This is a genomic window from Streptomyces griseomycini, assembly GCF_014203535.1.
Classification (GTDB): Bacteria; Actinomycetota; Actinomycetes; order Streptomycetales; family Streptomycetaceae; genus Streptomyces; species Streptomyces griseomycini.
This window is the reverse complement of the sequence record NZ_JACHJI010000027.1, coordinates 17,059-41,906: the sequence shown is the minus strand read 5'-3', so window position 1 is coordinate 41,906 and position 24,848 is coordinate 17,059. Positions and strand designations below refer to the sequence as shown.

Below are 24,848 nucleotides of genomic sequence, written 5' to 3'. Positions count from 1 at the left end.
ATCCCATGGGCCGCGGACTCAGCCGCTGATCCACCCGGAACGGAAGAAGCGGCCTCCCCTCGGCATGTCAACGGGAATCGGCCTGCCGGTGACTGAGGATGATCCTTTGGTGTGGAAACCCTGACGATGGATCTTGATGGTTCAGGGAGGGATGCCCAGGTGGAAGGCAAGCCTCCGTATCCGGAGGGGTTCAGGAAGGAGGCCGTCGCGCTCTGCCGCGCTGCGGCCGGCAAGCGGACGTACGCGGCGGTGGCCGCGGACCTCGGCATCACCGCGGAGTCGCCGCGGACGTGGGTTCGCAAGGACGACTCACAGGCCGTGCCCGGAGGCCGCGACGACGGCTGCGATCTCTCGGTTTCGTGACAGTGGGGTTTGTGTGTTGGTGCTGGTCAGTGGCTGTTTCGGTGGGTGGGGTCACTGTCTTGAGGTGAGAGATCAGAGATGTCTTCACTGTCACTGAGCGGTAAATGTCCAGGTCGTGTACTGACACGAGGGCGGGAGATCGCGGTTGAGCTCACGCCTCGAACGAACAGGCGGCGGCTGTCGTACGGTGACCACTCCGGCGCGCACCGTGCATCCAGGCCGTTCCAGTGACAGCTCGTGCGAACGGGTGTACGTGGCTGTCACCGTAGGACGCCTCCAGCAGATTCTTGCTGCCGTGGCGGCGGGAGGCCGGGCTGGCTGCTGCGTTGCGGCGGTGTTGTGCTCCCCGCAGGTCGCTTCGCTCTTCAGCGGTGGAGACGGCGTGGCCGACAGGAGAGGACCGGGCTTGCAGGCTCTGGCATCGTCCCGGCCGGGTCCCGGAATCGGATGTGCGACCAGGGGCCATCCCTTGCTGCCGATCGGTGCATGCCGCCGTGGAGGGGGTACTTGCGGGATGATTGAGGGAAAAAGGGCAAAGGGCACAGACGTGGTCGTGAGGCCGCGAAGCGGCGCGCCGTTCAGGGCCTTGTATGTCCGCCCGGCGAGGGGATCCAGGACCGTGACGGAGAGTAGTGCGGTGTCGCTGGTGCGGTTGATGCAGGCCAGTCATACGATCACGCTCGAGCAGCTTCCGCAGTTGGTCGCCGACCATGCCGCCTCGGCGGGCATGCACGACACGGCTGTTTTCCTGGTGGACGTCCAGGAGACGGTACTGCGCGAACTCACCGGTTGGGGGCTGGACGCAGGGGAGGGCGGGCAGGAGTTCACCGTGTCGGGCAGCCTGCCCGGCCAGGCCTACCAGCGTGTGGAAGTGATCCCCGAGTCCACACGGGCCCGGGTGGGTGACGGTGCGCGGCGGCGGTGGTGGGTGGCCATCACCGACGGTGTGGAGCGTCTGGGGGTGCTGCGGGCTGACACCGACACCGACACGGAACCCGTCCGCCAGGCCTTGAAGGACCTGGCGTCGATGGTGGCCCTGCTGCTGCTGAGCAAACGGTCCTTCAGCGACTCCTACGCCCGCCTGGTGCGCACCGAGCCGATGAACGTGGCCGCGGAGATGCAGTGGAACCTGACCCCGCCGCCCGCCTACGCCGGGCACGCCACCACCGTCGGCGCGGTGATGGAACCCGCCTACCAGGTCGGCGGGGACGCCTTCGACTACGCCGTGGCCGGCCACACCCTCCATCTGGGCGTCTTCGATGCCATGGGCCACGACACCACCGCCGGCATCACCGCCAACGTCGCCGTGGCCGCCTGCCGAAACGCCCGCCGACAGGGCGCCACGCTCGCGGAGACCAGCCAGGCAGTGGAGCGCGCCCTGATCGAGCAGTTCAACGCCCACCGCTACGTCACTGCGATCCTGGCAGACCTGGACATGGAAAGCGGCAGACTGACGTGGATCAACCGCGGTCACCATCTGCCGATCCTGATCCGCGACAGCCGCTGGACCAGCGAACTCGCCTGCCCCCCGGCCGGGCCCATGGGTACCGGCCTGGGCCTGCCCATCATCATGGCCACCGAGCAGCTGGAACCCGGGGACCGCCTGCTGCTGTACACCGACGGAATCGTCGAGGCCCGCGACGCCCGCGGAGTCGAGTTCGGCCGGGACCGCTTCGTCGACTTCATCCGCCGCCACCACTCCGGCCGGCACACCCTGCACGAAACCCTGCGTCGGCTGATGACCGCCGTCATGGAACACCACGACGGCAAGCTCGACGACGACGCCGCCGTCCTGCTCACCGAGTGGCGCGGCGGCCACCAGCAGGAGCTGATCCCATGACCCGCCCCCACGCGCGCAAAGACACGGCGACAAGCACCAACCAGCCGCCCACCCTGGACGATCAGCAGCACGTCCCGCACGTTGACGTCCGCCGGACAAGCACCGACCGCCACCTGGTCACGGTCCGAGGCGCCCTCGACCTGCACACCGCCCACCGACTCGCCGACACCCTGCAGCCACTGCTGCTCACCGACGGCCACAGCGTTCTCCTGGACCTGTCCGGGGTCACGTTCCTGGACTCCACCGGCCTGACCTGCCTGATCACGGCCTACCGCACCGCCAGAACCAACGGCGTCCGCCTTGCGTTGATCGCACCCAGCGAACGCGTACGCCACATGCTGGCCGTGACCGGCGTGGACCAGGTACTGCGCAGCTATCCCACCGCCGACTCGGTGCCCGACTGACCGGCCAAGAACCCCGACAGACGGCCGCAGCGCGCCCGCGGCCGACAGGCTGTAACGTGCCGCGGCCCGATGGGCCGACGAGGCGGTCAGCTTCCCGGCCAGCGGTGGACCGGAGCACCGTGGTCGCCGGCTGTGGCATGCACGGAAGCGCGGGGCGGTGCTGGGCAGGCTCGTCTCCAGTGCGGCTGGCCTGCTTGAGCGGAGCCGAGTCCACTGCCCGGCCATGAGGTCCTCCAGCATCGGATCAGCGAGCTGAAGGAACAGATCCGTCAGCTGCATGAGGCCCTGACCGCGCATGCGGTGGTCGATCAGGCGATCGGTGCGGTCATCGCTTGGGCGGACTGGATCCGGACCAAGGGCTGCGCGCTGTTGTGGAGGTCTTCCAGCGCACCAACATCAAGTTGCGGCGGGTGGCCGAGCACATCGTCGTCTGGGCCCGCACACGGGACCTGCCCTGTGCCATCCGTCAATCCCTGGACACCGCGCTCGCTGAACACCACGGTTGCTGTAACGGGGTGGGGAGCCCTGCAGCCTGCCGGGCTGAACGGATGGACCGTGATGACGAGCAGCTGCCACGCCGCCGGGTCCACGGAGCCGACCACGACCACCCCGGCCCGCGAGCCGACCGGCGCTACGCCGAACTGATCGGCGGCCCAGTGGACGGCCTGCTGCTCGACATCACCGGATTCACGCCCGACGAGGTCGACACCGGCGTCGCGCTGGCCACCGGGCTGGGGCGTTCGGCGCCGGCGGCCGGGCCCTGTACGACCCGCGCCCCGGCGACCCGGACCGCTGGGAGCGGATCAGCGACACGCCCGGACTATCAGCCCGACCACAGCCATCCCACCGGAGCTCCTTCCAACCCCGACCACATCACCAACCAGACCCGACCTCGCCGGCCGCCTCAACCTCCTGCACAAGTACATCAACCAAGGCCGTGCGGCCGCCGGCGGAGTATCAGGCCTCGGGGTCCAGCATCGCCGCCGCGGTGGCCAGGTCGGTATCGGCGCCGGTGGTCAGCGCGTACAGGGCGTACCCGATCGGGGAGGCGTCCCACAGGTGCTTCGTCTGGGCTGCCAGGCCGGGGTGGACGCGCCCGCCCGCCTGCTCGTACGCGGTGAGGGTGGCCTGCAGCATCTCTTCGCCCGCGGCGCCGTACTGGGCGGACAGGTCACGGGCGGGGTCGTCCACGCGGGCGGTGGTCCAGTCCAGGACCCCGGTGATCGTGCCCTCCTCGTCGAACAGCACGTGCGCGGGGTAGATCTCGCCGTGGGTCATCACGGTCTGCTCGGGCCAGCAGGTGTCGTCCTCGAGCCAGGCCTGCCAGGCTTCGGTCAGGGCGGGGAGGACGGTGAAGGCCTCGCTCACGCGGGCGATGTCGTCCTGCCACGCCTGACGCACCTGGGCCGGGGTGCGGACCTCGACGCCTGCGGCTTCGGCCTGCTCCGGGGTGATGGAGTGCAGACGGGCCAGCAGGCGCCCCAGGCGCTCGGCGTAGTCCGGGCTGGCGGGGTCCATGTGCCAGTCGGGCTCCCCGGTGTCGGTCAGGGTCAGACCCGGAGCGCCGGGCAGGGCCGGGTAGGCGATCAGCTCGGGGGAGCGGATCTGCCAGTCGGGGACCGCGACACCGTCCTCGGCCAGGACAGGAGCGACCAGGTCGAGGACGCGCGTCTCGGCGGCCATACCCTCGGAGACGTCGACGCGGCGCGGTATGCGCAGCACCCACCTCTGACCGGTCGCGTCGGAGGCCATGACGACGCGGTAGTCCAGGCCCGCCTCGTTCACGGTGGCGCTCTGCGCGGACAGGCGCGGGCCGTGGGCGGCGGCCAGGGCGATGACGTCATCGATCATGCTCATGGGACCACGCTCTCACCTGCGCCTGCACCACTTCCAGCTTTTTCCCCTCACCAGCCATGTCGGCGGCGCAGTTGTCCACTGCTGCGGCGGCCGACCGGATCGCGGCGGCCGCCTCGTGGGGCGGACCGGCGATCCAGCTCGGCCTGAACGGGGACCAGGTCGTGGAAGGGCGCTGTCACGTTGTCGGGCGCCTGGGCGGGCGTCCTGAAGGAAGGCGAGCGCGGTCTCGGTCACGCTCAGCCCGTGCCCGACCCACAGCCGTACCGCGGTGTGGTCGGTCATGGTCTTCGAGGTCGCCGCCCCTGTCCTCGGGCGCGCCGGCTCAGGGCCGTGCGAAGGCGTGGCTGTCTGGTGGCGAGTCCTCCGGGGCGTGCGCTCGGAGGACTCGGCGGGGCTGCTTCCCAACCCCGCTCTGGGCAGGTAACCACCGCCTACGGCTCGTAATCGGGGGAGTGAGCGGGCAAAATGTAGCGGTTTTGTGTCGCGGGGGTGCGGGGTGGGGGTCAGCTGGCCAGGGCCTGTTCAAGGGTGGGGTGGCAGGCGATGACGGCGTCGATGCCGAGGACCTGCAGGATCCGCAGGACTGGAGGCCGGGCGCCGGCGATGCGCAGCCAGCCCTCAGTGTCGCGGGTGGTCCGGTAAAGAGCGAGCAGGACGTTGACGCCGCTGGAGTCCATGAAGGGCACACCGCTGAGGTCCACCACGGTCCGCGTCGGCCCCGTCGTGTCGTCGAGGGCCAGCGCCTGGCTGAAGGTGTCCCGGACGTCGTGATCGATCTCGCCTCGCACGGTCACGACACGGATGCCGTCGACCTCACGGTGCGCGATCAAAAGCCGGTCCGGCCGGTGGGTGTGCGCTGCGTCGGCCACCGTCTCCTCGATTCCTCGTCCCCTCCAGTGCGCTCAGGCTCGTTCCGGGGGGTGGGGGCGTATGTGCACGAGTCTGCCCCCTGGACGTGGCGGGATGCATCGCGGCGGCCGTGCCGGACCCCGGCTCCTTGCGGCATGCACAGCCACGAGACGGGATACCCCCGCCGGGATGAAGGCGCAGGAGAGTGGCGATGCCGGTGGAATCTCAAGCGGACGGGGACGGCTGCAGGCCGCCGGACGCGGACGGCGGCTGCATCGCCGACGCCCGCCACCACGCCGCCATCTTCCTTGTCCGGCGCGAGCCGCCCGGCAAGCGCATCACCCTCACCGACACCCCAAGCGACGCCGTCACCGGGCACGACTCCGTCGCCGAGGACCGTCCCGCGCAGCCCGGTGGATGCGCACTGCGTAGTCGGCGGCTGTGCCGGGCGCGGGAGGGCCCGGCGCTTGAACCCTGATCACTTCAGTATGCGGCTGCGCAGGTGTTGCGCGATGGTCCGCGCATGGCGTTGACCTGTTGGGTAGGCCTCATGGTCGGGGTCCTGGTCGCTGCGGTCGGGTCCTCACAATGCCTGATTGCGCGGACCCGGCATAGTCGGTTACGGGTGTCGGGTGTGCATCCAGCCGGTCCTGTGGTCGGGTTCCTGGATGGGCCGCCAGACGGGCGCGGTAGGACCGTGGCGGAGCAGGTCGGTCATCGGTGTGGTCAGGACAGGCACGTCGCGCAGGAAGCCGGCCGGCGCGACATCGCGGGCTGCTGCCCGTAGAGCGTGGATGCGGACTTCGACGCCTGTGGGGCCGGTGCCGTCGAGGATGAACAGGAGGCGGGGGAAGAGGGGGTAACGCCGTCGCCGGCTTTCTTGGATCGGTTCGGGGAAGGGTTGTTGCCGCTGCCGGGTCACGGGTGCGGGCGTGTAACTGCGGAGGCGTGCGTAGCTGCTGAGTTTGGTGGCGAGGCGTTCGGGGCCCATGGTGGCGCGGTCGACTTCGATGAACGCCCGCAGCATCACCCCACCCCTGACATCGTTCCCGTCCCCGTTGCCGTCGTCCGTGCCGTTCATGCGGTTCGCACCGTCCGTACGGTCCGCGTGGTGGCGTCGGTAGTGGAGCAGGGCGTCGGGGGACGACGGCTTCGCAGCCCCCGAGGGGGTGGTGAACTTCGGGATCCAGTCCAGGGACCGGCACACGTCGCTGCGGCGGCGGGCGTCCTGCAGGAATGCCAGCGCGGTCCCGGTCACCGTCAGTCCGTGTCCGACTTCCAACCGCACCGCCGTCCGGTCCCCCGCGCTCCGCGGGGGTCGCCGGCCCCGTAGCTCGGGCCATTCACTGGCGATCTGCGCCCCGTGCTGGGTGGGGGCCATACCCCTTCGTCCATGAAGGCGGACAGTGCTTCGAGACCGATCCGGAGACACGAGGCGTTCGGGACCGGGACGGGATGTTCACGGGTTCCGGCAGTGCTCTGCATTCTCGGGGGCCGGCTGGGGCGTTGGTGGTGTGCTGCCGTATGTTCGCGTCATGACGCGCGCCACGAGATCCTGCCCGGACGCCGGATGAGCGGCTGGTGGGCCTATCTGGAGGAACGGACCCGCCGGGAGGTCGACGCGTGTGTGCTGCGTGATCGCTACTTGATGGCGGTCAAGACCGCGTGGGAGGCCTTGCGGCCGTTGGGGCTGGGTCTGCACGAGGCTGAGCAGGTGGTCCACGCGCGCTACGAGGCCCTCGGCGACCGTGTGCAGCATAGGCCGCCCGATCCGCTCGACCTCCCCTCACTCACAGCCCGCGCCGCGGCACTCCCGGGCCAGGTGGCCGCGGTGGAGGCTCTGTGGGACGGCGACACCGTCCATGACTGGTTCGTGGTACTGGTCGCGGTCCTGGACCCGGCTGGGGAAAGCCATCTGGCGACTGTCCACCACCGCCCTGGCGGACACCCGCCGGGCCTTGTCGCCGCAGCGGCGGGCCGTGCCCTGGCCGACTCCCTCGGGGTGCCGTTCCACTTCGCCTCCCCGGACGCCCCCGACGACCAGGCCCCGCGCTGGCGAACAGTCTGATGTCTGTCCGAAGGTCCACGGTCGGAAGGATCGCCGCAACGTCCGGGAGCAGGACGAGCTGCCAGGTGCCTCCCGTTCCCATCAGCACCGGCCCTGAACCGGTTCGGCTGCCTCCCGAGACGGTCAACAACCACTGCTGGAACTTGTAGCCGACCCAAGGGCCGGGGCAGTGAGGTGACCTGTGGCGCCTTGCGCGTCGGCGAGTCCTCCGCATTCCGCATCGAGCGGGCCGCCGTAGCGAAGCGGGACACGCGCATGCGATACCTACAGCCGACTACGTCGACGCAGTCTCGACCACCAACCGCGCCCCGCTCGTACGGCTGACGAGGTGGCGGGCGAGGTTCAGGATCGGCCGGACGTGACCGGTGAGTGGGGTCGCGGCGAGCACGACGGGGGTGGCTGTCATGGGGGGCTTCCTCGGGGTCGACGGAGGTCGGCCCGCAGGGGCGGCCGACCCGATGAACCCGATCCTGGCCCCCTCGCTTGGGGGGAGACCACCGGACATCGACCGGACAGCGCCGGTACGGGCGGACGGCCGGGCTCAGTCCCGCCCGGAAACGGTCTCGGCACGCCGGACAAGTTCCCGGAACCGTTCGTCGAGTTGGGCGGAGTCCGGGGCTGGTTCCGAGCCTGCCACTCCCTCCCACCATTGCGCTGATGCCACGTCACCGAGGTCGGCGGCCACGGCTGCGGCCACGCCCGCCAAGTGTGTCCGCAGCCGCTCGTCCTGCTGGGGGGAGAGTTCGGCGGCGGCGGCGAGCATCACGGCGGCGTCATCCAGGCGTCCTTCGCTGCGGGCGGCCTGCGCGCACTCCGCGAGGACCGCTGGGACCGAGAACTCACTGCCCAGCTTTTGCGCCGTGTCCGCGGCGGCCCGCCAGTGCCGCGCCGCCGCGGCCCGGTCGCCGCGCAACAGCGCACCGTCGCCGTAGCCGATCGGCACGTGCACGGCCGCCCACACGTCGCGCTCCACATCAAGGCGCTTCTTCATCAGGACCTCTGCCCTGGCCAGCAGAGTCCGTGAACCGTCGAAGTCCTCCAGGCGCAGCGCCGCCGCCGACGCGAAGATCGCTGCTTCCGCGGCCAGCGAGGCGTCGTCGATCCGCTCGGCAAGGCACATTGCCCGCTCCGCGGTGGTGAACAGATCCGCGGCGACGCGATTGGACCCGGCGCGCGCCACCAGCCAGCGGGCCCGCCCATGCTCGCTCAGGTTGTTCTCGTGCAGGCGGTTGGTCCAGGCGAGGGCTTCGTGGGTGTGCCCGGTCATCCACAGCGGCAGCCACACCGACCACAGCAGCTCGGCGGCGTCGTCGTACTGGCCGGTGTCGACGAGGTGGTCGAAGCCGAGCCGCAGCACATGGCGGTCGGTCTCGACCTGCTCGACCGCCGTCATGTCGCCGCGGCCCCGGATCCGCGCACCGTGTTCGCGTCCCGCCCGCAGGGCCCATCGGGCCACGCCCCGACGGACGTGTTCCCGGTCGGCCGGTTCGAGGGTCTCGACGGCGTGCCGGCGGACCGGTTCCAGCAGCCGGTACCGCGTGACCGGCCCCGTGTCGTCGGCGCGAGCCACCAGGGAGTGTTCGATCAGCTCGGCGAGTGCCCCCACCGCATCCGCCGTGTCCGGCGCGGCGATCGCGTCGACGGTGTCGAGGGAGAAGCTGCCCGGCACCATGGAGAGCCGGGGGAGCAGGCGCTGGGCCGCGGGGCCGAGCATCTGGCGGCTCCACTCGATGGTGGCCGCCATGGTGCGTTGCCGCGCCGGCAGGTCCTGTGGGCCGGCCACGGGCAGTTCCCTGAGTGCGTCGATTCGTTCGAGCAGTGCCCGCGGCCCCAGCCGGGCCGCTGTGGCGGCCAGAAGTTCGATGGCCAGGGGCAGCCCGTCGGCCTGTCGGCACAGCTGCGCGACGGCACTGTCGTCTGCCCTCCCCATGGGCGGTGCCCCGGCGGCGGCCAGCCGCTCGCCGAAGAGCCGCTCCGCCGCGCTCGGACCGAGCGGGGCGATACGCACCTCACGTTCCCGGCGTACGCGCAGCGGGACGCGGCTGGTGGCCAGGATCACCGTGTCGGGGGAGGCGGTGAGCAGCTCGGCCAGGTGGGGCCCGCAGGCCGTGACGCGCTCCAGGTTGTCGAGTACGAGCAGGGCCGACGTCCCGGCGAGATGCTCCGCGAGTCCGGTCACGGTGTCGGCGGCGCAGGCCGCCGCGTGGGCCACGGCCGCGAGGGCGTCGTCGGGTTCGGTGACGTCGGTGAGGTCGGCGAAGTACACGGCGCCCGGGCGCTCGGCGGCCATCACATCAGCGGCTACGAGGGCGACGGTGGTCTTGCCCACCCCGCCCGGACCGGTGAGCGTCACCAGCCGGCCCGGCGTGGTGCCCAGGGCGGCGACGATCTCCGCGACCTCGTCGTCACGCCCGACCACCTCGACGCTCGGCGGCGACGGCGTGCGGGGCGTCAGCTTGCGGGACGGCATTTCGAGCGCCGCGTCCCCGGCCCGGCCCAGGGTGGACAGCAGCGCCATGCGGTCGGCGTCGCGGAGCTGCAGCGCCGTGGCCAGTGCCCGCACGGTGTGCGGCTGGGGCTGGGTCCGTCGCCCGCGTTCCAGCGCGCTGACCGCGTCGACGGACACCCCGGCGGCGGCGGCCAGCTCCTGCTGGGTCAGCGACCTGGCCTCCCGTAAGTCCCGCAAGAGCGCCGCGAAGCTGATCGTCTTCCGTGCCGGTCCCGCAGAATCGTTCACGATGTCGATTATGCCCGCCGGGTCCGGACGGCTGTCCGGGCGGTGTCCCGGCAGTGTCCGGTTGTCGGGCAGCACCTCCGATGTTCATGATCGACATGACAGGACGAACCACCGTTAGGAGATTCACGCCATGCTCCCCCAGGCCCTTCGATCACTGCGCGACGCGATCAACTCCCACGTCCCGGAACGGATCGCCGGCTGTTTCACCGAGGACTACGTCGCCGAACGACCGCTGCGACCGGCCGAAGGGTTCATCGGTTCCGGCGAGGTCGCCGCGAACTGGACGAAGATCCTGGCCGGGCTGCCCGACCTCCACGTCGAGATCCTGCGCCACGCCCGGAACGGCGACGAATTGTGGTCGGAGTGGGAGTATCGAGGCACCGCCCCGACCGGGGCGACGGTCCTGCTGCGCGGCCCGGTCATCCTCACCACCCGCGACGGACGGATCGCCTGGGCCCGGTTCTACCCCGACCCGGTCACCATGGAGGGCCCGACCCACACCACCGTCTCCCAGGTACTGAACGCACCGGCCGAACGGATCTTCGCCGTCCTCCGCGACCCCCGCCGCCACCCCGAACTCGACGCCACCGGCCGACTGCGGCACGCCGAGACCTCCCAGCCGCTCGCCGCCGTCGGCGACACCTTCATCATGGCCATGCACAGCGAGGAGCACGGCGACTACCGGATCGAGAACCGCGTCGTCGCCTTCACCGAGAACCAGGTCATCGGCTGGGCCCCCGGACAGCCCGGACAGCGCCCGTTCGGGCACCGCTTCACCTGGAAGCTCACCCCGACCGACGACGGCCGCACCGAGGTGACCCAGACCTACGACTGGGCGGCGGTCACACACCCGGCACACCTGGTGCGACTGCCGGTCGTCGCCGCCGACGAACTCGACGCATCGCTGACCCACCTGGCCGCGGCGCTGGCCTAGCTGTTCTCTCCACAAGCTCGGTGACAGCGATCACTGACCTGTGATCTTGAAATGGGTGAGGGCCCCCGGCTCGGTGTGGATTGCAGGATCTGCACCGGCGACCAGAAAGGCCCTTGGGCCCCACCTGCGCCCCTGGCCGAGACCGGACGTCCACGTCCTGTGCCTCAGATTGGCTGGGACACGGCAATCCGCCGGGCGGATGACCCAGCCTGCGGGGCGGCCTGTCGCGCCGCCACATAATCGGACCAGTTCCCGCCAGCGAGGGTGGCCCAGCGTTCGGCTGTCCTGGGGTGGATGCCGAACAGGTCTGCGATGACCACGGGCGGCAGGTCTGCCAGCGCGTCCATCATGGCGGTGTTCCGTGCTGCCCGGACGGGCAGACCGTGCTGCCTCAGGGTGTCGGCGAGGCCGAGAGGGGTGCGCGGACGCCCAGGACTGTGACCGGGCAGAAGGTACCTGCACCCGGCCGTGTCGCTGTGCCGGGGGCTGTGCTGGAGCTGTTCGTCGATGAGGCGGGCGAGCTTCGGCGGCAGCACGAGGGGGTGGCGGTTGACCGTCAGGTAGGTATGCCCCTGGTCGTGGCGAAGGTGGTCGTCGGTGAGCTCGACGATGCGGGTCAGGGGGAGGGCGTAGAGGCGGACGAGAGCAGCCACGACGCGGACCTCCACGGGCAATGCCGTGTCGTGGAAGCAGCGCAGCAGCTGTGTTCGGTGCTTTTCCTCGGCTTGGAAGTGCCCTGGGAGTTGGGCGGCTGAGTGCTCGATGACCAGATCGGGCGGGCAGAGGCGTCGTGCAGTGCTCCAGCGGAGGAAGGGGATGAAACGGGAGCGCAGGGTTGGCCGGTCGATCGCCCAGGTGTCCAGATGCCGCTGTTGGAGCTGGGGGAGACTCAGGTGCTGGGTGTCGAGCCAGTTCAGGAAGCTGATGGCGGCGAGGACGTTGCCGCAGTCACCCTTGTGTGCGGCATAGGTGTAACGGCCGCGCGACGAGCGTCGGTGGGCGTCGCGGATGATGTGCCATGCGGCGAACGGACGGACGAGATCGGCGTGCCGTGGTGGCAGTTCGGCCACGGTCCGCGCGACCCGGTTGGTGAGGAGGGCGAGATTCTCATCGCGTGGCGGCAGGATGCCGGCGGTGACGAGCAGCCCACGCACGTAGGCGGTGGCAGTCCGTCGCGGCAGCACGTCGAGGGATTTGTGGTCCAGTGCTTCGGGATCGAGGGCCAGGCGTCCCAGGAGGCGGGCGGCAGGGCTTCGGCGCAGCCACTGCAGGACGCGGTAGGGGTTGTCCGCGCCGGTCAGTACGGCGGCGAGGGGGTGGAGCGCGCAGACAGCGCAGGTCGAGGTCCTCGTCGAGGCCGGCGTCCTGGCGTGCCGTCACGAACGCCTCGTTGATCGAGCGGGGAGACATCCGTCCGACCCGCTCGGTCACCCACAAGGCCGGGTGCCGGTCCGGCGAGAGCCGCGGGCGAATCTCGTGCACCCACTCGTCGAGGATATCGACCACCCAGTCCATCTCAGGGACCAGAAGCACGGTCCGTCGCTTCGGCGGTGTCCCCTTGGAGGACTTGCCGTACCGGACAGTCATGCTGCCAGCCTGCCCGAACTGCGGCGCCTTCCCGTGCCGTCGCGGATCCACCAGGTCGACCTTCGAGGACTCGGTCCGCCGCGTGCCGTAGGCGTAGATCGTCTTGAGCGCGGCAGCATCGCGTAGTGCGGTGAGCGTGCCCTTCCGGCCCTGCCCGTGAATGCGTCGGGGCCGGGCATCGGCGGCGTCGAACAGCGCTTGGACCTCGTCGTAAGTCAGGGGCCGGCGCCGGGGATCACCCTCCTGCTCCACCGAGTGCAGGACAGAGTTGCCCTCGTGAAAGATCACCTGCGGTGACAGGTCGAACCGTTCCCGGCACGTCTCAACCCACCCGTACCGGCGGTCCAGCAAGTACTCCACGAACAGCTCGATCACCACCTCGTAGGACCGAGCCGTGGACAACTGGACCGGCTTGGCCCCGCTGCGAAGGTGGACGATGAACGCCTCGCCATCGGCGGGAGTCCGCTGCCACGGGTACAACCCCGTGAAACCTTCGAACCGTTGGATCAGACGCAGCCGGGGCTGGATCGTCGAAGCCTGGAGAAACCGCGCGGACTGCTGCCGAGCCCATCCCTCCTTCATCGCAGAGGGAACCGCTGGCTCCGGGTTCAGAAGGACGACGTTCGGGGCCGGGGCAAGACGCACCGAACCGGGTGTCTCAGCGACCATGTCCACCGTTGTGTCAAACGCATCATCGTTGCGGCCAGGGCGAGTAGGGCTGGCCAACCACCGAAGGAGGCTCAAGACGTCCCTGAGGCAGGGTCTCTGATCAGCGGGAACGTTCGAGGCAGAGCTCTACGAACTGTTGCAGCCAATGCAATGCGTTCTGTTTCGGACCTTGACCCAGGCCCGTTTGCCCGGCAAGCAGAGCTGCTCAAGGGCCTTGACCATCGTGCCCTCGACGCCGGCTGCGCCCCATGCAGGGTCCAGCCGCTCGTGGGCGGGCATGACCAGCTCGCCGTCCAAGACCACCCTCCGGACTTCCCGGATCCCACTTCTCCCCCCGAATCCCTGTGTCCTGTCCCCGCTTACCGGGGAGCCTGTTCACGAAGTGACGGTTCAGGGGGAGCCATGGATCCGGCCAGTATCAGTACGACCGCGCGCGTCGCCTCCTCGGTGGCGCGCCCGATCATCGCCAGGCTCTTCGCCCGGGAGGGCCAGGGCGCGGGACTCGTCGACAAGCCCGTCCGACTGTCGGGATGGGTGCGGTGGGGCGGTGAGAAGCAGAGCCTCGGCAAACTCGACATGTGGAAGATCGCCAGGGAACTGGTGAAGGCGGCCACCGAGGCGAACCCGTACGAACCACCGGTCGGCTCCGATGAGCGCGAAGCGCTCGCCGACGCCCTCGCGGAGACGCTCGCCGCCCTCGGCGACCTCGAGATGGACGACGTACAGGCCGTGCGCCTCGGGCACCGGGAGCTTGCGCGCCGCCTCGCCGCCGCCCGTCCGGACGCCACCCGCGACCTGTCGGGTGACGCGACCACCCTGTACGACAGTCTCCTGGAACTCAGCTGTCTGCACATCCTGCACTTCTTCACCCAGCGCTCCACCTTCGTCGCCCACGCCCAGGTCGCGCAGACCCGGCTGCTCGACGAGACCCTGCGCCTGCTGGACGCCCTGGTGGACCGCATCCCGCGTCCGGGCAGCGCGGACGAGGCGTTCGAGACGCGCTACCTCGCCCACATCGAGCGCAAGTACGGCAAGCTCAACATCTTCGGCCTCGACCTGAGCGGCCCCGGCCAGGCCCGCTGGCCCCTGGACGCCGCCTACCTGAACCTCGAACTGGCCTCGCACCGCGACGGAGGCTCTCCGTCCGCCAACCGCCGGCGCGCGGAGGAGGCGCTGTCCGGCTGCAACCGGGCCGTGCTGCGTGGCCTGGCGGGCTCGGGCAAGACGACGCTGATGCAGTGGCTGGCCGTCTGCGCCGCGCAGAACTCCTTCGGCGACGAACTGGCCGGCCTGCGCGGCCGTGTGCCGTTCATGCTGCCCCTGCGGGCCATGGCCAAGGAACCGGGACTGCCCGGCCCCGAGCGGTTCCTCGGCGCGGTCGGCAACATGCTGCACGGACTGCAGCCCGACCACTGGGCCGACCGCGTGCTCACCAGCGGCCGGGGCATGCTGCTGATCGACGGTGTGGACGAGGTGTCCGAGAGCGAACGCCCCGTCGTCAGACGCTGGCTGCTGGACCTCGTCCACCTCTATCCGGAGGCCTTCTTCCTGGTCACCACCCGGCCGTCGGCCGTGGAGACCCACTGGCTGGCCGAGGTGGACTTCGCGGAGTTCAACCTCCTGCCGATGAACCGTCACGACGTCGACCGCTTCGTGCACCGCTGGCACGACGCCGTCCTGACCGCCATGGACGACCCCGAGGAGCGGGTGGCCGTCGAGCGGTGCCGGGACGCCCTGCGCACCACCCTCCGGCAGAAGCACGACCTGTACCGGCTGGCCACCAACCCCCTGATGTGCGCGCTCATCTGCGCCCTGCACCGGGACCGGCTGACCCATCTGCCGGAGCGGCGCATGGAGCTGTACGCCGCGGCGCTGAGCATGCTCCTCGTCCGCCGTGACAAGGAGCGCGAGATCCCGGTACCGAAGGGCCTGCTGCCCACCGAGGAAGCACAGATCCAGCTGCTCCAGCGGATCGCGTACTGGCTGATCCGCAACGGCCGGTCGGAGGCCGCCCAGACCACCGCCGTACGGATCATCCGGGAGAAGCTCCCGGCCATGCCGGCGCTCGCCTCACCCGGCCGTGCCGAGGACGTCTTCCGCTACCTGCTGCTGCGCAGCGGACTGCTGCGCGAGCCGTCCGCCGGCATGGTGGACTTCATCCACCGCACCTTCCAGGACTACCTCGGCGCCAAGGCCGCAGTGGAAACCGAGGACCTCGGCCTGCTGGCCGAGTCAGGCCGCGACGACCAGTGGGACGACGTCATCCGGCTGGCGATCGGACACGCCCGGGACGGCGAACGCGCCTACCTATTACGCCGGTTGATGGAGCTGGGCGACCAGGCCGTCGACCCGCAGCTGCGCCGCCGCTACCACCTTCTGGCAGCCGCCGCCCTCGAGCACGCCACCACCCTCGACCCGGCCGTACGCGCTGCGGTGTCCTTGCGCGCGTCGGCCCTGATTCCCCCCGACACCCCCGCGGACGCCGAACAGCTCGCGACGGCCGGTGACATCGTCCTCGACCTGCTGCCCAGCCCCGCGGACCTGAACGCCGAGCAGGCGCGGGCGACGGTGATGACGATCGCGCGGATCGGCGGCGAGGCGGCCCTGCACCACCTGGCCGCCTTCCAGCGGGTGCCCGACCGCGACGTACGGCAGGAAGTGGCCCTGTCATGGCCGTACTTCGACGCCCGGTCCTTCGTCGAGGAGGTCCTGTCCGGACTCCCGGCGGACGACATCGTGCTCTACCTCTCCAGCCAGGAGCAGGCGGCCGGCGTCCGCCTCCTCCACCGCGCCCCGCACCTGTCCCTGCGGGGCCAGCTGCTGACGTCCGGCCTGGTCGCGGCGCTGGCCGGCCTGGAGGTCAGCTCCCTGGTGGTCGAGGCGTCCAGCGCGGTGCCCATCAGCCTGCCCTCCCTCGCCCCGCTGGGATCGTTGCGCCGCCTCGTCGTCGAGTCGTGCGACGTCGTCACCAACCCGGAGGCCCTGGCCGAGTGCCGGGCCGAAGAGCTCGTCCTGCACCGGCTGCCCCAGCCCGCCGACCTCACGTTCCTCGAACGCGCTCCGAACCTGAGGTCGCTGACCTTGTCCTCCGGGTACGGTGTACCGCTGCCCGCCGTACCCCTGCCGCGGATCGGGGCGCTCGAGGTGGACGGGGTGCTGACGGGCGAATCGCTCCCGGACCTCGCTGCCGCGTTCCCCCACCTGTCCTTGCTGAAGCTGCGCCTGACCTGCCAGAGCTACCAGTCCGCCGTTGACCTGTCCCCGCTGGCCGCGGCACGGCGGGGGCGGATCGAGGTGACGCTGGTGGGCGCGGGCAAGGTCCACGGTCTGGACTGCCTGCCCGCCGACCGGGTCACGGTGCGGCACGAAGGGCGCACGGGGCCTCACGGCCGAGCCCGGCTGGGCCTGTTGCGCCGGCGGCGGGCCTGAGCCCGCCCAGTGGTCGAACCCGGACAACCGGGCGGAGAACAGCCACCAGCCCACACGGCAGCGGGAACGCACAATGAAGGGCTTTCCGGCCGGTCGGCGCCGCACAGCGGTTCCTGTCCGCGTTCAGCGGCATCGCACCCTGCTTCCGGCCCCACCGCCACCTGATGACTACCTGTGGCTACCGATCCGAGATCACCATCCGGTTCGCCGTCTGGGACCAGATCACCGGCACCGCCGACCGGCCCGCCACGGCCTGAACACAGACCCCGACCGCACGCCCACCAAGCCCTGACACACCGTCAGGAACCCGCCAGTTCAACAACGTGACAACGCCCTCGCGGTGGAAGGGGAGGAACAGGCCGCACCGCGGCGACCGGCAACGGGTCATGGCGTGGGGTCCGGAGCAGATCGCGAACCGGCTGAAGGCCGACCTCCCCGATGATGGGTCCATGCGGATCAGCCATGAGGCGACCCACCAGGCCCTGCTCATCGAGGGCCGCGGAGCGCTCAAGCGTGAGCTCGTTGCCCGCCTGCGCACCGGCAGGGCCCTGCGGGTGCCTCGTGCCCGGTCCAAGCGAAAGGCGTGGGCCCACGTCACGCCCGAGGTGCTGACCGGCGAACGGCCGGCGGAAGCCGACGACCGCGCCGTACCGGGCCACTGGGAGGACGACCTCCTGATCGGACTTGAGCGATCGGCGACCGGCACGCTGGTCGAGCGCGCGACCCGGTACACGGTGCTTGTCCACCTGCCCCGCCAGGACGGCTACGGCGTCGTTCCCCGTACCAAGAAAGGGCCGCCGTCTGGTTCCCCGGAAGGTGCCTCCTCCCGCAGGAATCCGGTACCGTCCGGGCGTCGGTACGGCTGTAGGGGGGCGCGTGAAGGACGCAGGCGCAGTGACCGAGAGGCCCGAGTCGAGCTGTCTGGTCGGCAGCTGGCTGGTCAAGGGCACGAACCCGATGCAAGCAGTGATGAGCGAAACCCTGGCTCTCGCCGAGGACGGCTACGTGCGGGCGACAGCGTATGAGGACGGCTATGTGCTGTCCCCCGGCACGCGGACCAGGGCCGAGCTGCCCCCCGACCGGGCTGCCCTGCTCGACATGATCCTCGGCACGGAGGGCGAGCTGCGGTTGCGACGGGAACCGGCTCCGCCGGGCGCGCTCCGCGGCACCAGGATCAGTCTGGCGCGGATCCAGAAGGGCGTCACCGAGGCCGCTCTTGAGCGCGGCTACTTGGCCCGGCCGTATGTCGAGTTTCTCGGCACGGTGATCGCCGTGCTGGTCGCTGCCCTTCTCATGTGGCGGAAGGAAACGGTGACGGCCCTCCTGCTGTGCATGGGAGCGGCCCTGCTGGGCACATGGTCGCTCGGGAAGTCCCGGCTCAGCAGGGCCGGTGCCGCCGAACAACGACGTCTCCTTGCGCTGCGGGACGGCCTCCGGCGTTCGAGCCGGCCCGCGCATCCGCGGACCGCGCCCGCCTCCGTCTACCGTCTGCTGCCCTGGGCCGTACTCCTGCTCGATGGCGAGGATTTCGGACGGTGGTACGCCGACACCTTCCTCCACGCAGAGTTGCCCTCGTGGTGGACGCAGGAACCGAACGGCCAGGACCCGACCCTTCGGTTCGTCTCCCAGGAAGGAATGAAAGGGCTCCTGCACTCTCTGCTGCACCACGTCGGCCCCTGACTGTCCCGCGTGATGAGGCGTTGTCGAGCTCGGCATGGGGGGTACGCGGAGCCGGATCCTCCCGGGCGGGCCGTGGGAGATCGCGAAGCCGCTGATTCCGCCGTCGAGAGCGCGGCCGCAGGGCTGCGGAACGCTCGCTTCTGCCGCTTGACCGGCCCGCCCTTCTCCTTCTTCGCTGCGGCTCCGCCAGATGCCGATCCCTGCCGGGATGGCGGTGAGCGCTTTCCCACTGATTGTGTCGGTGAGAGAGCAACGCCTGACGGTGAGTTCTGGGAACGCTTGAGCGTGCTCGAGTACAGAAACGTCGGCGAGTTTCAGCAACATCGTGGATCGGTCGGGCTGCGCGAACCGGGTGTCCGCCGCGGATTCGCTGCGGCTTCGGCACCCGCCGATCAGCGACCTCGTTGCCCGATACCGGTGAGGAGTGGTGCGAAGTACCCGCCGTTCCCCTCGGCGAAGGCCGTGAGCATGGCAGTGGCATTGGCGCGGTCGGTCTCGTCGGGTTCGTCTGCAGCCAGCTCGTTCTCCAGCACCCACATCTCGAGCATGATGGAGTAGCCGACGAGCACGTCGGGGCCGCCCGCCGTGTCCAGCGCTGATGCGGCAATGCGACGGACCACGGCCTGCAGCGGTGCGCGTTCGTCGGGGTCGCCGGGGCCGAAGGCCATCTTGATGATCTCGTTGAGGTCGATCGCGATGGGCGCGACGACGGCGAACTCGAAGTCGAGCAGCGCGACGACTTGGCCCTCGTGCCAAAGAGTGTTCGGCGTGCAGAAGTCGCCGTGGTTCAGTGCCGGGGCTGCCTTGGGCAGGGCGGCCCAGAAGCGGTCGAGCGTCCAGCCAAGTCCCCTGGCCTGGGTCGTGGTGAGTTCTCCTGCCGTGACGAGCCGTTCGAGGCCGGCCGCCGCTTCCGCCGGGTTCTGGGGGAAGAACGGCGATCGAGGGCGGGCGTGCGGTGCGGCAGCGGCCACGTCGACACGGTGGATGTGACGGGCTCGTTCCCACATCTGCTCGATGGCGCGTGACCGGGCCGTGGGGTCCAGCGAGGGCCAGACCTCTTCCAGGTTCTGCCCGGTCACCCGCCGGGTCAGAACCCACTCATGACCTTCCCGGACGCCCGAGTCGATGATGGACGGACAGCCCACTTCCGCGGGAAGAAGCCTCACCAGCTGTTCCTCACGGAGCAAGTCCGTCGTTCCCGGCCGGGTGGCAACACGCACGACAAGCTCATCGGTCAACCACGTGGCATTGGTCCAGCCCCGGCCGCGCTCAGCGCTGCCGAGGTCTGCTCCGTGTTCGCGCAGGATCGCCTTGGCCACGCGCTCAGGATCAGGGGTGCGGAAGCTGCCGTGTGCCACAGCAGCACGCTAACAAGATTCCGAATCGGTGGACGAACCATTATCTGAGCCCGCCGAAGAGCCCGTTCCGCGGCGCTTCCGCAGGCTCGACACGTCTCCACTTCTCCGGACTGGGAACGTACTCAAGGTGTGGCGGCTGCTCGGCCTCGGCCCTGCGCTGGGCGAGGCGGTAGGAGTCGGTGCCGATTTCGACGATCGTGCCGTTGAAGGTGAGCCGGTCGACGACGGCCGTGCAGAGGCGGGGGTCGGTGAAGGTCTCGGTCCATCCACCGAAGGCTTCGCTGGAGGTGACAGTGGCGCTGTTCTTCCCCTCACGCTCCGCCAGGACCTGGAACGGCAGTTCGGCGCCGTGCTTGTCGAGCTCCATGGAGCCGAGTTCGTCGATGCGCAAAGGATCGACACGGCCGTAGCGGGCGATGGTCTTGGTCAGCTGCTTCTCGTCCGCGGCCTCGACCAGCTCGTTGACGAGCTTCGTCGCCAGCGTGCACTTCACCCGGAACCCGGCCGTCGCGGCCTCGGTGCCCAGCGCAATCAGCAGGTGGGACTTGCCGACGCCGGAGTGGCCGATCAGGCAGGGCGGCTGCCCCTTCTTCACCCACTCGCAGGTCGCGAGGGTGTGCACGACGGCCGCTACCGTCTTGCGATCCTGCGGCCGATCAGCGGGGGAACGATCTTCAGGCCCCACTCGTCGTCCGGCAGGGAAACAGTGAAGGAGGAGTTGAGCAGGCGCTCCTTGATCTCCGGACCGGCGCGCGGAGTCGTCATCAGGTGCTCCTCCGGCCGGACGAAGGTCGGGTGCGCGCGGAAGATGAAGAGGCGGCGGCCGGTCGTCGCCAGATACATGGGGGTCGGTGCCGGGCCCATGGCCGTTTCGCCACCGCTCATGATCGTCGAAGCGGCCGCGAACGCGGCGGTGTGGCGCACCGAGACCGAACTCAGGTTCACGACGGCCGTCACCTGGACCTGTTCCCGGGCTCGAGCAGGGGATCGATGGCCGCCAGCAGCAATCGGCGGCGCTTTTTGTTCACGGGCGTACTCCCGCGGGGTTCTGCCGGAGCCGGGCGGGGACGTCTCCCCTCCCGGCGAGCAGCGGTCCGGTACACGGGCACCGGCGTGGGACGCCGTGGCCCGGGGAGCGACCGCGGAGTGGACTCCCTCGCGCGACGCGGCAGGCGTGAGCTGTCGGCCTGCCCCGCCACACGCGATCCCGGCCCCTTCGGGGGGGAGAGACTCACTCCTCATGGCCGGTGCTGTCGCCCGAGCCGACTTGACCTCAACCCTGGTTCAGGTTCGAGGCTGCCTGTGCGGCGTCGGCCGCGAGCAGGGACGCGTTCCAGAACCGACCGCTCCGATCAAGGAGGTGCGACCATGACCGAGACGGTGGCCCGGTGGATCGGGCGCCACGCCCACCCCCTCACCGCGCTCGATCCCGAAGCCCCGTTGACCGATCTCTCGCCGCTGGCCGACATCGTGCGCGATGCCGAGGTCGTGGCCGTCGGCGCCTCGACCCGCCAGGCCCACGAACTGTCCGCCCTCTCGCACAGGGTCCTCCGAGTGCTGGTCGAGGAATGGGGATTCCGTTCACTTGCGCTGGAAGGAGACGACGCGTCGAGAGTCGGACTCGACGCGTACGTCAGGGCCGGGACGGGCGATCCGCGAGCACTGCTGGCCGGGGCCCGGTCCTTCTGGCAGACCGAGGAGATCCTCGCCGTCATCCGCTGGATGCGCTCCTACAATCGTCGGCACCCGGATGATCCGGTCCGGTTCGCCGGGACGGGCCACTCCCACGGGGGACGGGCCTTCGAGCCCGACGACCTGGCCGGCATCGAGCTGAGTCTGGCCGAGGACACCATCCGGTGGCATGAGCGCACCGCCGAAAAGATCGTTTACTGGGGCGGCATCGCGCACACCGCGAACGGCAACCCGCGGACCGTCTCCCCCTCCTCCCCGCCGTTGACGCACCGCAACGCGGGCAGTTACCTCCGCGAGCACTTCGGAGCCGGTTATGTGTCCATCGGCCTGACGTTCCACCACGGCATGGCTCCCCACCGCGTCCCGGCCCCACCGGCCGAGTTCGCCGACGCGGTCCTGGGACGCACCGGATTGGACGCCTACCTCCTGAACCTGCGCGCCGATGCCCCTGTTCCCGTGCGGACCTGGCTCGACGCGCCGACCAGGACACGCCTGATCGGTCCTCACTACGACCCCGACGACGACGCCGCTCACCACCTTTCCGGTGGATCGCTCGCGGACTGGTTCGACGTCATCCTCCATGTCCAGGTGGTCACCCCGGTGGGTTTCCTCTCCCGGGCAAAGGGCTGACTCCCGGGAAAACGGGGCCTCACGCTTCAGCACGTCAGGGGCGGCGCGGGTACGGGCACGGCCACCGTTGGCCGTCGGGTGCGGCAAGGCGGACGAGGAGCGGGTGGTGGCCGCAGGCCGGAACGCAGGCCCCGCCCGGACTGTTGCACGGCCTGTTCCATCGGTGGTGCCGCCCGCACCGGTGTGACCGGGACTGTGGGCGGCACTGCACGGCGCAACCACTCGATCGGGACGGACACGTTGATCGACCACGACGGTGAAGCGCGGGACTACGACGCTTCCCGCGGGGGCGAACCGAGAGCGGGGACGGCTGCGGAAGCGCTGGAACGGCTTCTGCCCCCAGGCCGGTGCACCGTCCTCGACGTGGCCTGCGGCACCGGCATCGTGACCAGGAGGCTGCCCGGACCGCAGCGGACCGTGCTGGGCGTGGACCACTCACCCGGCATGCTGCGGCTCGCGGAGGAGCGGGTACCGGGCTCAGCGGTGTGCGGCGGCGCGGCTGCCCGTTCCGTCGGCCAGCGTGGACGCCGTCGTGACCGTCTGGCTGCTGCACCTGCTGCCGGACCCGGTGCCCGTACTGGCAGAGGCAACCCGGGTGCCGCACCCCGGCGGGACGCTGGTGACCACCGTCGACAGGGACGACGCGTATGGGGACAAGCGCGTCGGCCTCGCGGCGGTGAAGGCACTGTACGGCGGCACGTACGCCTCCTTCGCCTCCGGCGAGGTCGCCGAGGAACTGGCGGGCTCACCGAGCGGCACCATCCTGCCCTTCTCCTTCGACGAGCGCCTGGACCTGTTCGTCGACCCGGGCCTGCTGGTCCACCCCGAGTTCCGCTTCGACGCGGCCCGGCTCGACCGTTCGATCGCCCTCTCCAGCGACGGCTACCTGGACATCGCCGAACCGCGCGTCGTGCAGGTGTCGGCCGACTGAGAGGTCCTAACAAAGCCGTTGGACGTGGTGGTGGGTGATGAGGCAGGTGGCGAGGCCGAGGAAGGCCTCGTGAATGTCGCCGCGCCGTTCCCGGCGGATACGCAGGCGGCGGAAGCCGTGGAGCCAGGAGATCGTTCGCTCGACGATCCGGCGGAAGGTGCCCAGGCCGGAGCCGTGCGGCTGGCCGCGTTCGGCGATCACGGACCGGATGCCGCGTTCCCACGGCGGTCGTCGGTACTTGTCATGGTCGTGGCCTCGGTCCGCGAAGAGCATGTCCGGTCGTCTGCGTGGTCGCCCGACGACGCCGGATACCGCAGGAACCTTGTCCAGCAGGGGCAGGAACTGGGTGACGTCGCCCGCGGTCGCCGCCGGTCAGCGACACCGCGAGCGGGATGCCCTGGCCGTCGGTTCCAAAGCCCAGTTCCTCGGGCAGGTACTCCCACTGGATGCCCGTATGCAGCACGAGCAGGGTCCCGCACAGGGCCTGCCGGTCCGCCACCTCCTCGACGACCAGCGCCGAGAGCCCCGAAAGCACCACGCTCGCAAGCTCGTTGACGTCTCACACACCACATCAACGATGGCCATCACCCTCCGTCACCACCGAATACGGGACAGAGCCGCTCGTTTGACAGACCCCCGGGGGGGCGGCCCGCCCGGTCAGTCTCGGCTGACGGCCGGGCGGCCCCCCCCCCCCGCGTGTGGACCCCGTTCAGCCCGGGACGACCTGCCCGGCCCGGCGTGTGAGGTGAGCCACAGGATCCGCGCGTGGGCCCGAAGCGGGCAGGAAACGGAGCGCGGACGGGGCCGAACAGGCACGACCGGCCCGCGGTGCGCGCACCCCTGGATGCGAAGTGTGGGGCACCAGTGACTCCAGGGTCAGATGTCGCGGTCGCGAATTGCCGGCCGCGATGGCAGGTGGCGGGGGTGTCAGGTATTCACGGCGGCATATGCGCGGGCGGGTTCGCGGCGTCTGGTGACGCGCTCCGGGGGCCGGCGGAGATGTGTGTTTCCGCTTTGTGAACCACAGAAAAGGCGTCTGGTGCGGGCTGTACCCGCTCCGATACTGTGGGGCCCGGCGCAGGCTTGGCCCTCCGCATAGGCCCGGTGTTCGCACGGGAATGCGTAAGAGAGGGATAAGCGTCGGCCGGCCGTGGCGCGGGTCACCGTACTCGTGGGCGTACCGCATCGGCTGCCGTAAGGAGAAGGACGGACCGAGCTGTCTCCGCGTCACGAATGTGAGTCGCCGTTTTCTTCAACGGCTTGTCCTGTTCTCCGGCAATCGGCTGATGCGTCATGAACTCCGGCCGTTACGATAGGCGATCCAGGCCGGCAACGCGTCGAGAACATGTCAGACGCGAGGCGTTTTCCCCGTGCCCCGCCGACGGTATTCACGTCGGCCCCCCATCGCCGTACCCCACTGTTCGGCCAAACAGCGCCTTGAACGGTGCGGCAGGGGCAGGCCCCCGGCACGTCGCCCCGCCCTGCCCCGGCCTGCCTGCGCGCCTGGTCCGCCGCCGGGCGTACCGGACCTCCGCAGTCGACGAGCCCGCCTCGACGCTTTGTTAATTCCGTGTTGCGGAACGGCGATGCGTAAGTGCTGGAAGGTTGACGGAATTCGTATGGCCGGAAGTAGAACCCGTATGGCCGGAATGCGTCGGATCATGGCTGAAGAACGCCGCATGGACCATCACCCGCATACCGGCTACGGGTCGTGCGGCGCTGCTGCGCGACGGGGCAAGGACAGGTGCACGAGGGCGCAAGATCCGACGGTGCGGGGCGGGAGGCCGGCTTGACACCCCATGTTCGCGCCAATGGCTTCA

General features: G+C 70.1%; 18 protein-coding genes and 8 pseudogenes. 15 read left to right on the top strand and 11 right to left on the bottom strand.

The features are described from left to right. Nucleotides 1-126 precede the first annotated feature (126 nt). The 4 genes and pseudogenes from FHS37_RS36740 to FHS37_RS40345 all read left to right on the top strand — a co-directional run. A pseudogene (locus tag FHS37_RS36740) lies at nucleotides 127-306 on the top strand (transposase); the annotation flags it as partial. A gap of 712 nt (nucleotides 307-1,018) precedes the next feature. Next, complete coding sequence (locus tag FHS37_RS36735; protein WP_184829356.1) at nucleotides 1,019-2,203, top strand: PP2C family protein-serine/threonine phosphatase; 1,185 nt, start codon at nucleotides 1,019-1,021, stop codon at nucleotides 2,201-2,203. Further along, complete coding sequence (locus FHS37_RS36730) at nucleotides 2,200-2,607, top strand: STAS domain-containing protein (RefSeq protein ID WP_184829333.1); 408 nt, start codon at nucleotides 2,200-2,202, stop codon at nucleotides 2,605-2,607. The genes FHS37_RS36735 and FHS37_RS36730 overlap by 4 nt, the downstream gene beginning before the upstream one ends. 548 nt (nucleotides 2,608-3,155) lie before the next feature. Further along, a pseudogene (locus tag FHS37_RS40345) lies at nucleotides 3,156-3,424 on the top strand (hypothetical protein); the annotation flags it as partial. 140 nt (nucleotides 3,425-3,564) lie between these two features. Here FHS37_RS40345 and FHS37_RS36725 read toward each other — a convergent pair. Next, the gene (locus FHS37_RS36725) at nucleotides 3,565-4,464 is read right to left on the bottom strand and encodes a macrolide 2'-phosphotransferase (protein ID WP_184829331.1); all 900 of its coding nucleotides are present in this window, start codon (nucleotides 4,462-4,464) and stop codon (nucleotides 3,565-3,567) included. Between the two features lie 503 nt (nucleotides 4,465-4,967). Continuing rightward, nucleotides 4,968-5,333, bottom strand: coding sequence for an STAS domain-containing protein (locus FHS37_RS36720; protein ID WP_184829330.1), 366 nt, complete (start codon nucleotides 5,331-5,333; stop codon nucleotides 4,968-4,970). Nucleotides 5,334-5,524: 191 nt separating this feature from the next. On the opposite strand from FHS37_RS36720, the gene FHS37_RS36715 reads away from it, so the two are divergent. Further along, on the top strand, nucleotides 5,525-5,791 hold the full coding sequence (locus FHS37_RS36715) for a hypothetical protein (RefSeq protein WP_184829329.1): 267 nt from the start codon (nucleotides 5,525-5,527) through the stop codon (nucleotides 5,789-5,791). Nucleotides 5,792-5,932: 141 nt separating this feature from the next. Here the strand turns inward: FHS37_RS36715 and FHS37_RS36710 are convergent, their stop codons facing one another. Next, on the bottom strand, nucleotides 5,933-6,694 hold the full coding sequence (locus FHS37_RS36710; protein WP_184829328.1) for a replication-relaxation family protein: 762 nt from the start codon (nucleotides 6,692-6,694) through the stop codon (nucleotides 5,933-5,935). A 189-nt stretch (nucleotides 6,695-6,883) separates the two neighbouring features. Between FHS37_RS36710 and FHS37_RS36705 the strand changes: the two genes are divergently transcribed. Next, nucleotides 6,884-7,381: a hypothetical protein gene (locus FHS37_RS36705; RefSeq protein WP_184829327.1), complete on the top strand. Its 498-nt coding sequence runs from the start codon at nucleotides 6,884-6,886 to the stop codon at nucleotides 7,379-7,381. A 274-nt stretch (nucleotides 7,382-7,655) separates the two neighbouring features. Here the strand turns inward: FHS37_RS36705 and FHS37_RS40700 are convergent, their stop codons facing one another. Further along, on the bottom strand, nucleotides 7,656-7,787 hold the full coding sequence (locus FHS37_RS40700; protein ID WP_268254614.1) for a hypothetical protein: 132 nt from the start codon (nucleotides 7,785-7,787) through the stop codon (nucleotides 7,656-7,658). 135 nt (nucleotides 7,788-7,922) lie between these two features. Continuing rightward, on the bottom strand, nucleotides 7,923-10,118 hold the full coding sequence (locus FHS37_RS36700) for an ATP-binding protein (protein ID WP_184829326.1): 2,196 nt from the start codon (nucleotides 10,116-10,118) through the stop codon (nucleotides 7,923-7,925). Between the two features lie 130 nt (nucleotides 10,119-10,248). Here FHS37_RS36700 and FHS37_RS36695 point away from each other — a divergent pair, with 130 nt between their 5' ends. Then, on the top strand, nucleotides 10,249-11,052 hold the full coding sequence (locus tag FHS37_RS36695; RefSeq protein WP_184829325.1) for a nuclear transport factor 2 family protein: 804 nt from the start codon (nucleotides 10,249-10,251) through the stop codon (nucleotides 11,050-11,052). 164 nt (nucleotides 11,053-11,216) lie between these two features. On the opposite strand, the gene FHS37_RS36690 is transcribed toward FHS37_RS36695, so the two are convergent. Both FHS37_RS36690 and FHS37_RS36685 read right to left on the bottom strand, forming a co-directional pair. Further along, nucleotides 11,217-12,206, bottom strand: a complete 990-nt coding sequence (locus tag FHS37_RS36690; RefSeq protein WP_184829323.1) for a hypothetical protein — start codon at nucleotides 12,204-12,206, stop codon at nucleotides 11,217-11,219. Beyond that, the gene (locus FHS37_RS36685) at nucleotides 12,160-13,308 is read right to left on the bottom strand and encodes a tyrosine-type recombinase/integrase (protein ID WP_229890230.1); all 1,149 of its coding nucleotides are present in this window, start codon (nucleotides 13,306-13,308) and stop codon (nucleotides 12,160-12,162) included. Before FHS37_RS36685 ends, FHS37_RS36690 begins: the two co-directional genes overlap by 47 nt. 402 nt (nucleotides 13,309-13,710) lie before the next feature. Here FHS37_RS36685 and FHS37_RS36680 point away from each other — a divergent pair, with 402 nt between their 5' ends. From FHS37_RS36680 to FHS37_RS36660, 5 genes and pseudogenes are all read left to right on the top strand, one after another. Then, nucleotides 13,711-16,737, top strand: a complete 3,027-nt coding sequence (locus FHS37_RS36680; RefSeq protein WP_184829321.1) for an NACHT domain-containing protein — start codon at nucleotides 13,711-13,713, stop codon at nucleotides 16,735-16,737. Between the two features lie 22 nt (nucleotides 16,738-16,759). After that, nucleotides 16,760-16,994 (top strand): annotated as a pseudogene (locus FHS37_RS36675) (IS6 family transposase); the annotation flags it as partial. Nucleotides 16,995-17,078: 84 nt separating this feature from the next. Further along, nucleotides 17,079-17,534, top strand: a pseudogene (locus FHS37_RS36670) (transposase); the annotation flags it as partial. A gap of 97 nt (nucleotides 17,535-17,631) precedes the next feature. Continuing rightward, nucleotides 17,632-18,417 carry a DUF2207 domain-containing protein gene (locus FHS37_RS36665; RefSeq protein WP_184829361.1) on the top strand — a complete coding sequence of 262 codons (786 nt, stop codon included), beginning with the start codon at nucleotides 17,632-17,634 and terminating at the stop codon, nucleotides 18,415-18,417. A 34-nt stretch (nucleotides 18,418-18,451) separates the two neighbouring features. Further along, nucleotides 18,452-18,550, top strand: a pseudogene (locus FHS37_RS36660) (IS5/IS1182 family transposase); the annotation flags it as partial. A gap of 259 nt (nucleotides 18,551-18,809) precedes the next feature. Here the strand turns inward: FHS37_RS36660 and FHS37_RS36655 are convergent. The 3 genes and pseudogenes from FHS37_RS36655 to FHS37_RS36645 form a co-directional block, all read right to left on the bottom strand. Next, the gene (locus FHS37_RS36655) at nucleotides 18,810-19,736 is read right to left on the bottom strand and encodes a phosphotransferase family protein (protein WP_184829319.1); all 927 of its coding nucleotides are present in this window, start codon (nucleotides 19,734-19,736) and stop codon (nucleotides 18,810-18,812) included. Between the two features lie 175 nt (nucleotides 19,737-19,911). Continuing rightward, nucleotides 19,912-20,406 (bottom strand): annotated as a pseudogene (locus FHS37_RS36650) (ATP-binding protein); the annotation flags it as partial. Continuing rightward, nucleotides 20,406-20,720: a hypothetical protein gene (locus FHS37_RS36645; RefSeq protein ID WP_229890231.1), complete on the bottom strand. Its 315-nt coding sequence runs from the start codon at nucleotides 20,718-20,720 to the stop codon at nucleotides 20,406-20,408. The pseudogene FHS37_RS36650 and the gene FHS37_RS36645, both read right to left, overlap by 1 nt. 423 nt (nucleotides 20,721-21,143) lie before the next feature. Between FHS37_RS36645 and FHS37_RS36640 the strand changes: the two genes are divergently transcribed. From FHS37_RS36640 to FHS37_RS40335, 3 genes and pseudogenes are all read left to right on the top strand, one after another. Then, a complete protein-coding gene (locus FHS37_RS36640; protein WP_184829317.1) occupies nucleotides 21,144-22,097 on the top strand; it encodes an erythromycin esterase family protein in 954 nt (317 codons plus the stop codon). A 78-nt stretch (nucleotides 22,098-22,175) separates the two neighbouring features. Further along, a pseudogene (locus FHS37_RS40940) lies at nucleotides 22,176-22,659 on the top strand (class I SAM-dependent methyltransferase); the annotation flags it as partial. A 6-nt stretch (nucleotides 22,660-22,665) separates the two neighbouring features. After that, the gene (locus tag FHS37_RS40335; RefSeq protein ID WP_311136981.1) at nucleotides 22,666-23,028 is read left to right on the top strand and encodes a YbaK/EbsC family protein; all 363 of its coding nucleotides are present in this window, start codon (nucleotides 22,666-22,668) and stop codon (nucleotides 23,026-23,028) included. A 6-nt stretch (nucleotides 23,029-23,034) separates the two neighbouring features. On the opposite strand, the pseudogene FHS37_RS40330 reads toward FHS37_RS40335, so the two are convergent. Continuing rightward, nucleotides 23,035-23,533: pseudogene (locus tag FHS37_RS40330) on the bottom strand (transposase); the annotation flags it as partial. Nucleotides 23,534-24,848 lie beyond the last annotated feature (1,315 nt).

Bases quoted from the DNA above. Each gene is read 5' to 3' on its own strand.
- FHS37_RS36710 (WP_184829328.1), bottom strand. From the start codon at position 6,694: ATGGCCCCCACCCAGCACGGGGCGCAGATCGCCAGTGAATGGCCCGAG.
- FHS37_RS36640 (WP_184829317.1), top strand. From the start codon at position 21,144: ATGACCGAGACGGTGGCCCGGTGGATCGGGCGCCACGCCCACCCCCTC.
- FHS37_RS36730 (WP_184829333.1), top strand. From the start codon at position 2,200: ATGACCCGCCCCCACGCGCGCAAAGACACGGCGACAAGCACCAACCAG.
- FHS37_RS36695 (WP_184829325.1), top strand. From the start codon at position 10,249: ATGCTCCCCCAGGCCCTTCGATCACTGCGCGACGCGATCAACTCCCAC.
- FHS37_RS36685 (WP_229890230.1), bottom strand. From the start codon at position 13,308: ATGGTCGCTGAGACACCCGGTTCGGTGCGTCTTGCCCCGGCCCCGAAC.
- FHS37_RS36725 (WP_184829331.1), bottom strand. From the start codon at position 4,464: ATGAGCATGATCGATGACGTCATCGCCCTGGCCGCCGCCCACGGCCCG.
- FHS37_RS36715 (WP_184829329.1), top strand. From the start codon at position 5,525: ATGCCGGTGGAATCTCAAGCGGACGGGGACGGCTGCAGGCCGCCGGAC.
- FHS37_RS40700 (WP_268254614.1), bottom strand. From the start codon at position 7,787: ATGACAGCCACCCCCGTCGTGCTCGCCGCGACCCCACTCACCGGTCAC.
- FHS37_RS36735 (WP_184829356.1), top strand. From the start codon at position 1,019: ATGCAGGCCAGTCATACGATCACGCTCGAGCAGCTTCCGCAGTTGGTC.
- FHS37_RS36705 (WP_184829327.1), top strand. From the start codon at position 6,884: ATGAGCGGCTGGTGGGCCTATCTGGAGGAACGGACCCGCCGGGAGGTC.
- FHS37_RS36680 (WP_184829321.1), top strand. From the start codon at position 13,711: ATGGATCCGGCCAGTATCAGTACGACCGCGCGCGTCGCCTCCTCGGTG.